The 6,492-nt window shown below is 29.5% G+C and carries 25 protein-coding genes; all 25 read right to left on the reverse strand.

All coding sequences use genetic code 11. The annotated features are described in order from the left end of the window. Positions 1 to 314: 314 nt before the first annotated feature. The 25 genes from HMPREF1552_RS02660 to HMPREF1552_RS12085 all read right to left on the reverse strand — a co-directional run bounded on the left by HMPREF1552_RS02660 (position 315) and on the right by HMPREF1552_RS12085 (position 6,263). Positions 315 to 1,085, reverse strand: a complete 771-nt coding sequence (locus HMPREF1552_RS02660; protein ID WP_021743502.1) for a molybdopterin-binding protein — start codon at positions 1,083 to 1,085, stop codon at positions 315 to 317. Position 1,086: 1 nt separating this feature from the next. Further along, complete coding sequence (locus HMPREF1552_RS11985) at positions 1,087 to 1,239, reverse strand: hypothetical protein (RefSeq protein WP_155827471.1); 153 nt, start codon at positions 1,237 to 1,239, stop codon at positions 1,087 to 1,089. Positions 1,240 to 1,504: 265 nt separating this feature from the next. Continuing rightward, the gene (locus HMPREF1552_RS11990) at positions 1,505 to 1,654 is read right to left on the reverse strand and encodes a hypothetical protein (RefSeq protein WP_021743504.1); all 150 of its coding nucleotides are present in this window, start codon (positions 1,652 to 1,654) and stop codon (positions 1,505 to 1,507) included. Between the two features lie 70 nt (positions 1,655 to 1,724). After that, entirely contained in the window at positions 1,725 to 1,877 is a 153-nt protein-coding gene (locus tag HMPREF1552_RS02665) for a hypothetical protein (protein ID WP_155827472.1), read from the reverse strand. Between the two features lie 38 nt (positions 1,878 to 1,915). After that, positions 1,916 to 2,125, reverse strand: a complete 210-nt coding sequence (locus HMPREF1552_RS02670) for a hypothetical protein (RefSeq protein WP_021743506.1) — start codon at positions 2,123 to 2,125, stop codon at positions 1,916 to 1,918. After that, entirely contained in the window at positions 2,107 to 2,274 is a 168-nt protein-coding gene (locus HMPREF1552_RS11995; protein ID WP_021743507.1) for a hypothetical protein, read from the reverse strand. Before HMPREF1552_RS11995 ends, HMPREF1552_RS02670 begins: the two co-directional genes overlap by 19 nt. A 53-nt stretch (positions 2,275 to 2,327) precedes the next feature. Next, positions 2,328 to 2,477: a hypothetical protein gene (locus HMPREF1552_RS12000; RefSeq protein ID WP_021743508.1), complete on the reverse strand. Its 150-nt coding sequence runs from the start codon at positions 2,475 to 2,477 to the stop codon at positions 2,328 to 2,330. A 30-nt stretch (positions 2,478 to 2,507) separates the two neighbouring features. Next, complete coding sequence (locus HMPREF1552_RS02675; protein ID WP_196808112.1) at positions 2,508 to 2,663, reverse strand: hypothetical protein; 156 nt, start codon at positions 2,661 to 2,663, stop codon at positions 2,508 to 2,510. A 78-nt stretch (positions 2,664 to 2,741) separates the two neighbouring features. After that, complete coding sequence (locus HMPREF1552_RS12005; RefSeq protein WP_155827473.1) at positions 2,742 to 2,885, reverse strand: hypothetical protein; 144 nt, start codon at positions 2,883 to 2,885, stop codon at positions 2,742 to 2,744. A 30-nt stretch (positions 2,886 to 2,915) separates the two neighbouring features. Beyond that, positions 2,916 to 3,080, reverse strand: a complete 165-nt coding sequence (locus HMPREF1552_RS12010; RefSeq protein ID WP_021743510.1) for a hypothetical protein — start codon at positions 3,078 to 3,080, stop codon at positions 2,916 to 2,918. 36 nt (positions 3,081 to 3,116) lie between these two features. After that, positions 3,117 to 3,269, reverse strand: a complete 153-nt coding sequence (locus tag HMPREF1552_RS12015) for a hypothetical protein (protein ID WP_155827474.1) — start codon at positions 3,267 to 3,269, stop codon at positions 3,117 to 3,119. Between the two features lie 47 nt (positions 3,270 to 3,316). Next, positions 3,317 to 3,466: a hypothetical protein gene (locus HMPREF1552_RS12020; RefSeq protein ID WP_155827475.1), complete on the reverse strand. Its 150-nt coding sequence runs from the start codon at positions 3,464 to 3,466 to the stop codon at positions 3,317 to 3,319. A gap of 49 nt (positions 3,467 to 3,515) precedes the next feature. After that, positions 3,516 to 3,665 carry a hypothetical protein gene (locus HMPREF1552_RS12025; protein ID WP_155827476.1) on the reverse strand — a complete coding sequence of 50 codons (150 nt, stop codon included), beginning with the start codon at positions 3,663 to 3,665 and terminating at the stop codon, positions 3,516 to 3,518. 64 nt (positions 3,666 to 3,729) lie between these two features. Then, complete coding sequence (locus HMPREF1552_RS12030; protein WP_155827477.1) at positions 3,730 to 3,891, reverse strand: hypothetical protein; 162 nt, start codon at positions 3,889 to 3,891, stop codon at positions 3,730 to 3,732. A gap of 51 nt (positions 3,892 to 3,942) precedes the next feature. Beyond that, positions 3,943 to 4,086: a hypothetical protein gene (locus HMPREF1552_RS12035; RefSeq protein ID WP_021743514.1), complete on the reverse strand. Its 144-nt coding sequence runs from the start codon at positions 4,084 to 4,086 to the stop codon at positions 3,943 to 3,945. An 83-nt stretch (positions 4,087 to 4,169) separates the two neighbouring features. After that, the gene (locus HMPREF1552_RS12040) at positions 4,170 to 4,331 is read right to left on the reverse strand and encodes a hypothetical protein (protein WP_021743515.1); all 162 of its coding nucleotides are present in this window, start codon (positions 4,329 to 4,331) and stop codon (positions 4,170 to 4,172) included. 87 nt (positions 4,332 to 4,418) lie between these two features. Then, positions 4,419 to 4,568, reverse strand: coding sequence for a hypothetical protein (locus tag HMPREF1552_RS12045; protein ID WP_021743516.1), 150 nt, complete (start codon positions 4,566 to 4,568; stop codon positions 4,419 to 4,421). 46 nt (positions 4,569 to 4,614) lie between these two features. Next, positions 4,615 to 4,764, reverse strand: a complete 150-nt coding sequence (locus HMPREF1552_RS12050; RefSeq protein WP_021743517.1) for a hypothetical protein — start codon at positions 4,762 to 4,764, stop codon at positions 4,615 to 4,617. Positions 4,765 to 4,857: 93 nt separating this feature from the next. Further along, on the reverse strand, positions 4,858 to 5,019 hold the full coding sequence (locus tag HMPREF1552_RS12055; protein WP_155827478.1) for a hypothetical protein: 162 nt from the start codon (positions 5,017 to 5,019) through the stop codon (positions 4,858 to 4,860). A 36-nt stretch (positions 5,020 to 5,055) separates the two neighbouring features. Continuing rightward, a complete protein-coding gene (locus HMPREF1552_RS12060; RefSeq protein WP_021743519.1) occupies positions 5,056 to 5,208 on the reverse strand; it encodes a hypothetical protein in 153 nt (50 codons plus the stop codon). 36 nt (positions 5,209 to 5,244) lie between these two features. After that, a complete protein-coding gene (locus HMPREF1552_RS12065; RefSeq protein ID WP_021743520.1) occupies positions 5,245 to 5,406 on the reverse strand; it encodes a hypothetical protein in 162 nt (53 codons plus the stop codon). Between the two features lie 62 nt (positions 5,407 to 5,468). Then, a complete protein-coding gene (locus tag HMPREF1552_RS12070; protein ID WP_155827479.1) occupies positions 5,469 to 5,612 on the reverse strand; it encodes a hypothetical protein in 144 nt (47 codons plus the stop codon). A gap of 34 nt (positions 5,613 to 5,646) precedes the next feature. Then, the gene (locus tag HMPREF1552_RS12075; RefSeq protein ID WP_155827480.1) at positions 5,647 to 5,808 is read right to left on the reverse strand and encodes a hypothetical protein; all 162 of its coding nucleotides are present in this window, start codon (positions 5,806 to 5,808) and stop codon (positions 5,647 to 5,649) included. Between the two features lie 94 nt (positions 5,809 to 5,902). Continuing rightward, on the reverse strand, positions 5,903 to 6,049 hold the full coding sequence (locus HMPREF1552_RS12080; RefSeq protein WP_021743522.1) for a hypothetical protein: 147 nt from the start codon (positions 6,047 to 6,049) through the stop codon (positions 5,903 to 5,905). A 49-nt stretch (positions 6,050 to 6,098) separates the two neighbouring features. Beyond that, entirely contained in the window at positions 6,099 to 6,263 is a 165-nt protein-coding gene (locus tag HMPREF1552_RS12085) for a hypothetical protein (protein ID WP_021743523.1), read from the reverse strand. Positions 6,264 to 6,492 lie beyond the last annotated feature (229 nt).

Consider the following 6,492-nt stretch of genomic DNA (forward strand, 5'->3'; position numbering starts at 1 on the left):
AAAAAAAATTTGGTAAAATGTCGCAATTAATATTACAATTTATGATCCTAATAATTTTAGTAAGGCATCCGTTCTAGTTCCACCTATTTCATCTAAAGCAACGTATATCTTTTCTTTTTCTTCATCAGTTATCTTAAAACTTATATTCTTGTTTCTTTACTTTAAATTTTTACCCCCACTCTTGACAAAGACCTAAAATAAAATAGATTTACCTTATTTAAATATAGTTAACTTGATTTTATTAATTCTTTACTCCATTAATTAAATTGTCTATAGACTTTTTTTAATAAAATCAATAATATTTTACAAATTTATCAATTTTCTTTAATTTCTGACGCTTGAGGATAGATTTCCATAATTTCATTCAAAATCTTATCAATTTCAGCAATCAGATAATCTGTACTCCCTCTATCACCTTTCATGGCAATTCTTACATGAACACAGCCTTCTTTCGCATATGGAGCAACGGTCGGATTTGACATTTCAAAATAATCTTTTAGCCTGTCGTCAATTTTTCCTTCTGGAACTCCCCTTATTTCAAGAGTTTTCATTAGTAAAATATCATTTGAATACTGCTTTAAAAGTGGTAAAACTTGATTATCTACCATCCAAGCCATTTCTCTAGGAGGTCCTGGCAATACTATTATTTTTTTATTATCTTTTTCATAAAAAAATCCTGGTGCAAGCCCAACTTCGTTATCAAGTAATTTTGAATTTTTTAAAATTGAAGCTTCTTTTCTCCCGCCAGAAGCTACTTCTCCAAAACCTCTTTCATTGTATTTTTTTACAATAAAGTCATAGTATTTCTCAATTACTTCTAACTCTTCTCCAAAATAATCAGCTACAACTTCCTTCGTAATATCATCAATTGTAGGTCCAAGACCTCCAGTAGTAATTACTAAATCAACTCTTTTGAAAGCATTTTGAATACACTCCATAAGCCTTCCATAATTATCCCCAACTGTAGTCTGATAATACAAGTCAATCCCAATATTTGTAAGTTTTGCTGAAATATACTGTGCATTTGTATTTACAATATCTCCGACTAATAATTCTGTTCCAACACATATAATTTCTGTCTTCATTTTAATTTTCTCCTAACCGGCAGTTTTCAACTCCACCTCTTTTATTATATCTGCATTCAATTCCTCGTTCTCTTATTTGCCTATCCGCACCTTCAAAATATGAACAACTCACAATTAGTACTGCCGATACAATCAAAACTATAATCTTTTTCATAATTGTTTCCTCCATTATCACAATTCTTTACTTCACAAATTATAATACCAATATAATATTTTTTAATTTCTAATTATTTGTTATCTTTCATATCCGCAATATTGCAGTTTTTTTCTAGAATTAGAAGTGCACACTCATCCTCTTTTGCCTCATACATTTTCTTGAAGCCTCAATATCAGCACAATTCATAATTAGCAGTACGATATAACTAATATTACTATCTTCTTTATAAATATTATCTTCTTTATTACAAATTTCTAAATTATTAATTTATATAACGACAATATTCAAGCCCTCCTCTTTTATTGCATATACATTCTCGTCCTCTTTGCCTCATACGCTCTCTTGAAGCTTCAATATCAGCACAACTCATAATTAACAGTATTGATATAATTAACATTATTATTTTCTTCATAAATATTATCTCCTTTAGTATAATTTTTTGTTTTTGTTTTTAAATAAATAATTATTTATATTACAGTTTTTTATTTTATATAACCACAAACTTGTGCTTCTCCTCTACTATTATATGTACACTCTCTTCCACGTTCTCTTCTAGCTCTTTCAGCACCTTCGAAATACGAACAATTTACAACCAATACCAATACTAATATTATCAACATCAATATTTTTTTCATATAAAAATCATCTCCTTGCACTATGATTGCTATAATTATTAATTTATATAGCCACAATGCTGTAATTCTCCTTTATAATTATATCTGCATCTCATACCTCTTTCTCTCATTCTTTGCTGATGCCCCGCTTCCAGCTCAGCAAGTTCAGAACAGCTTGTCACTGTTAATAATAATACAATTAATGCTATCATTTTTTCATCTTTACCATCTCCTTTATTTTTTCTAGCTTTTAATTTGCATAACGGCAATTTTCAACCCCGCCCCTTTTATTGTATCTGCATTCAAGCCCTCTTTCATTCATTTCTCTGTCCGCATCTCTCATTATCATCAAATCTCTTTCTGTACAATTAAAAATAGTTATCGTTACTAATATAATTAATATCAATATCTTTTTCATATTGTCATCTCCTTTTTATATTTTTCTATGATATTACATACAATTATAGCTATTTAGTTTATAAAACCACAATGTTGTACTTCTCCTTTACCATTATATCTGCATTCCCAGCCTCGCTCTCTCATTTGTCTTTCTCCACCTTCCATATAAGAACAGCTTATTGTGGTCATCATTAAGATAACTAAAATTAATAATTTTTTCATATATATAAGCTCCCTTATTTTTTCTAGCCACTAATTTGCATAACGGCAATCCTCAACCCCACCCCTTTTATTATATCTGCATTCAACTCCTCCCCGTTCCCTTTCAATCCTTTCAGCACTTTCAAAATACGAACAGCTTGTAACTAATGCTAATACCAGTATCATCAACATCAATATTTTTTTCATACATATCAGCTCCATCAACATCTTTTTTAAATTCAACTAACCCCCTTAATGAACGAAATATGTTTTCTATATATTTTTTTAGTTTATATATCCGCAATGCTGTACCTCTCCTTTATAATTGTATCTACATCGTCGCCCTCTTCTTTGGGCTTCACTTCCATCAAGATATGAACAGCTTATAACAGTCATTATTAATATAGCTAAAATTATCAATTTCTTCATCTTTATCTTCTCCTTTATTTTTTCTAGCTGTTAATTTGCATAACGGCAATTTTCAACTCCTCCTCTTTTATTATATCTGCATTCAACTCCTCTTTCTTCTATTCTCTGTTGTCTCCTTGCTTCCATATCTGCAAGTTCGGTACAGCTCATAATTAGTAACGATACTGGTATGACTAAAATTATTAATTTTTTCATATAATATCAACTCCTTTAATATAATTTTCTAAACTATTAATTTATATAACGGCAGTTTTCAAGACCGCCTCTTTTACCATATCTGCATTCAACCCCTCTTTCTCTCTGCTCTTTTTCTGCTTCTTCAAGATAAGAACAGCTTACAACCAATGTCATTATTAATACCACTAACACCATTATTTTTTTCACACATACCATCTCCTTTATTATATTTCTTGATAATATTACACTCATGATTAGTTTATAAAGCCACAATGCTGTAATTCCCCTTTATAATTGTATCTGCATCTCATGCCTCTTTCTCTTATTAATCTTTCTCCACCTTCCATATATGAACAACTCATAACTGTTAACATTAATATAATTAAAATCGCCAATTTTTTCATTTTTGCTATCTCCTTTATCGTCATTTTTATAAAATTTTTGATTGTTTCATTACCTTTTGTATTCACAATATTTATAATTACCTTTATAATCATAAGTACATACTTTCCCACGTTCACTTTCCATTTGTTCCGATATTTTAAAAGCAGTACAATTTGATACTGACATCATTAAAACAACTAAAATCATTATTTTCTTCACACATATCACCTTCTTTAGCACATTTTCTTTGTTTAATTATCAAGTTTTATTAAATAAATAATTTCTATCTTATATAATTACAACCTTGCACTTCTCCCTTATAATTGTACATACATTCCATCCCTCTTTCCCTCATCCTTTGCTGATGTCCTGCTTCCAACTCGGCAAGCTCAGAACAGCTTATCACATTTACTAGCAATATAATCAAAATTATTATTTTTTTCATACAACCTATCTCCTTTATCACTTTTCTATATGATTTACTAAATTACAATTATTAGTTTACATAACCACAAACTTGAACTTCTCCCTTGCCATTATACAGGCATTCCCAACCTCTTCTTCTAGCTTCACTTCCATCAAGATACGAACAACTCGCAACTATCATCATTAATACAACTAAAATTGCTAATTTTTTCATATTATTAACTCCTTTATCATATTTTAAATTTCATCAAATAAAAAATTTATACTCTCTACATATTTTAAAACATTAAATAATTTCTATCTTATATAATAACAGCCCTGTAATTCTCCTTTATAGTTATATCTGCATTCTCGTTCTCTTTCCCTCCTTCTTTGTTGGCTTCTTGCCTCCATTTCAGAAAGTTCAGAACAGCTCATCACATTTACTAGCAATATAATCAAAATTATTATTTTTCTCATACAATCTATCTCCTTTTTTATTATTTTGAAATCAATTAACTTTCTAAAGAATCTTTATTTTCTATTTTTTGAAATGCTAAATTATTTTTATTTTATATAATAGCAACCCTGCAGTTCTCCTTTATAGTTATACCTGCATTCCCGCCCCCTTTCTTTTTCTGCTCTTTCAGCTCCTTCAAAATATGAACAGCTTACAGTAGATATTACCAGTATAATTAAAACTATTAATTTTCTCATGCAATCTATCTCCCTCGTTATATTTTCCTCTAATATTAAATATATATTAGTTTATAAACTCACAATGTTGTACCTCTCCTTTGTAGTTATATCTGCATCGTCGCCCTCTTTCTCTTATTAATCTTTCTCCTCCTTCCATATATGAGCAACTTATAGCAGTTAAGATTAATATAATTAAAATCACCAATTTTTTCATGCTTACCATCTCCTTTATCGTTCTTTTAAACTCAATTAACTTTTTATCTAAAGAATCTGTATTTCCCGTATTTTATAAAAGGCTAAACCATGTCTATTTTATATAGTTGCAACCCTGTATCTCTCCCTTATAGTTATACATACATTCCCAACCTCTTTCCCTTTTTATCTGTTGACTTTTCGCTTCCATTTCGGCAAGTTCAGAACAGCTCATCACACTTGCTAGCAATATAATTAATGTTATTATTTTTTTCATACTAATCATCTCCCTATGCTACGGTTGTTTTAATTATTAATTTATATAACCACAGTGCTGTAATTCTCCTTTATAATTGTATCTACATCGCCGTCCTCTTTCTTTTTCAGCCCTTTCAGCACCTTCAAAATATGAACAATTTACAATCAGCAATAATATTAGTACTATCAATATCATTATTTTCTTCATATAAACCATCTCCCTATACTACAATTATTTTAATTATTAATTTATATAGCCACAATGCTGTACTTCCCCTTTATAGTTATATCTGCATTGCCGTCCTCTTTCCATCCTTCTTTGTTGACTTCTTGCTTCCATTTCAGCAAGTTCAGAGCAGCTCATTACACTTGCTAACAATATAATCAATGCTATTATTTTTTTCATCTTTATCAGCTCCTTTACCTTATTTTTTTAAAAACTGTGTTTTATAAAATGCTAAATCACTTCTATTTTATATAATTGCAACCCTGCAACTCTCCCTTATAATTGTACATACATTCCCGCCCTCTTCTTCGAGCTTCACTTCCATCAAGATATGAACAACTTGCAACTGTCATCATTAATATAAATAAAATCTCTAATTTCTTCATATTATAATCTCCTTTTCTGTATAACTTATAACTATTAATCCATATATCGGCAATTCTCAACTCCGCCTCTTTTATTATATCTGCATTCAGCTCCTCTCTCATTTCTTATTCTTTCTTCTTCGTCATTAAGTTCTGCAAGTTCAGTACATCTTATTGTAGCCATTGCTAACACAATCAAAATTATTACTTTTTTCATGTAATTCGACTCCTTTTTCAGTATTTTGAACCCAATTAACCTTTTATCTAAAGAATCAGTATTTCCTGTATTTTTCAAAATACTAAATTTATCTTTATTTTAGATTACAAATCTGTAATTCCCCTTTATAATTATATAGACATTCAACTCCCCTTTCTCTTATTAATCTTTCTCCTCCCTCTACATATGAACAGCTTATGGCAGTTAACATCAAAATAACTGAAATTACTACTTTTTTCATACTTATCACCTTCTTTATTATGTTTTTAACTCAATTAATCTTTTCTTCTTTAATTTATATAACCACAATGTTGTATCTCACCTCTATAGTTGTATCGGCATCTCCAACCTCTTTCTCTTTTTTCATTTTCAGCTATTTCATTAAGTTCAGAAAAATAAGAACAGCTTACAACTAATGCGGATGTTAATACCATCAACACCATTAATTTTTTCATACTTGCTCAGCTCCTTTTTCATTATTTTAAACTCAATTAATTTTTTATCTAAAAAAATCTGCATTTTTTGTATTTTATAAAATACTAAATCATTTCTATTTCATATAATTACAACCTTGTAATTCTCCCTTATAATTATACATGCATTCCCGTCCCCTTTCTTTTATTCTTTGTTGTCTTCCAGATTCTAATTGGGCAAGTTCAGAACAACTAGTTGCTATTAACAGCA

The organism is Leptotrichia sp. oral taxon 879 str. F0557, assembly GCF_000469385.1.
GTDB lineage: Bacteria > Fusobacteriota > Fusobacteriia > Fusobacteriales > Leptotrichiaceae > Leptotrichia > Leptotrichia mesophila.

Coding starts and splice junctions, on each gene's coding strand:
- HMPREF1552_RS11990 (WP_021743504.1), bottom strand. CDS start 1,654: ATGAAGAAAATAATAATGTTAATTATATCAATACTGTTAATTATGAGT.
- HMPREF1552_RS12070 (WP_155827479.1), bottom strand. CDS start 5,612: ATGAAGAAATTAGAGATTTTATTTATATTAATGATGACAGTTGCAAGT.
- HMPREF1552_RS12045 (WP_021743516.1), bottom strand. CDS start 4,568: ATGAGAAAATTAATAGTTTTAATTATACTGGTAATATCTACTGTAAGC.
- HMPREF1552_RS12020 (WP_155827475.1), bottom strand. CDS start 3,466: ATGAAAAAATTGGCGATTTTAATTATATTAATGTTAACAGTTATGAGT.
- HMPREF1552_RS12055 (WP_155827478.1), bottom strand. CDS start 5,019: ATGAAAAAAATAATAACATTAATTATATTGCTAGCAAGTGTGATGAGC.
- HMPREF1552_RS12010 (WP_021743510.1), bottom strand. CDS start 3,080: ATGAAAAAATTAATAATTTTAGTCATACCAGTATCGTTACTAATTATG.
- HMPREF1552_RS12030 (WP_155827477.1), bottom strand. CDS start 3,891: ATGAAAAAAATAATAATTTTGATTATATTGCTAGTAAATGTGATAAGC.
- HMPREF1552_RS02675 (WP_196808112.1), bottom strand. CDS start 2,663: ATGAAAAAAATATTGATGTTGATGATACTGGTATTAGCATTAGTTACA.
- HMPREF1552_RS12050 (WP_021743517.1), bottom strand. CDS start 4,764: ATGAAAAAATTGGTGATTTTAATTATATTAATCTTAACTGCTATAAGT.
- HMPREF1552_RS12085 (WP_021743523.1), bottom strand. CDS start 6,263: ATGAAAAAATTAATGGTGTTGATGGTATTAACATCCGCATTAGTTGTA.
- HMPREF1552_RS12060 (WP_021743519.1), bottom strand. CDS start 5,208: ATGAAGAAAATAATGATATTGATAGTACTAATATTATTGCTGATTGTA.
- HMPREF1552_RS02660 (WP_021743502.1), bottom strand. CDS start 1,085: ATGAAGACAGAAATTATATGTGTTGGAACAGAATTATTAGTCGGAGAT.
- HMPREF1552_RS12005 (WP_155827473.1), bottom strand. CDS start 2,885: ATGAAGAAATTGATAATTTTAGCTATATTAATAATGACTGTTATAAGC.
- HMPREF1552_RS12080 (WP_021743522.1), bottom strand. CDS start 6,049: ATGAAAAAAGTAGTAATTTCAGTTATTTTGATGTTAACTGCCATAAGC.
- HMPREF1552_RS02665 (WP_155827472.1), bottom strand. CDS start 1,877: ATGAAAAAAATATTGATGTTGATAATATTAGTATTGGTATTGGTTGTA.
- HMPREF1552_RS12075 (WP_155827480.1), bottom strand. CDS start 5,808: ATGAAAAAAGTAATAATTTTGATTGTGTTAGCAATGGCTACAATAAGA.
- HMPREF1552_RS12040 (WP_021743515.1), bottom strand. CDS start 4,331: ATGAGAAAAATAATAATTTTGATTATATTGCTAGTAAATGTGATGAGC.
- HMPREF1552_RS11985 (WP_155827471.1), bottom strand. CDS start 1,239: ATGAAAAAGATTATAGTTTTGATTGTATCGGCAGTACTAATTGTGAGT.
- HMPREF1552_RS12000 (WP_021743508.1), bottom strand. CDS start 2,477: ATGAAAAAATTATTAATTTTAGTTATCTTAATGATGACCACAATAAGC.
- HMPREF1552_RS11995 (WP_021743507.1), bottom strand. CDS start 2,274: ATGAAAAAGATATTGATATTAATTATATTAGTAACGATAACTATTTTT.
- HMPREF1552_RS12035 (WP_021743514.1), bottom strand. CDS start 4,086: ATGAAAAAATTAGCAATTTTAGTTGTATTAATGATGATAGTTGCGAGT.
- HMPREF1552_RS12065 (WP_021743520.1), bottom strand. CDS start 5,406: ATGAAAAAAATAATAGCATTGATTATATTGTTAGCAAGTGTAATGAGC.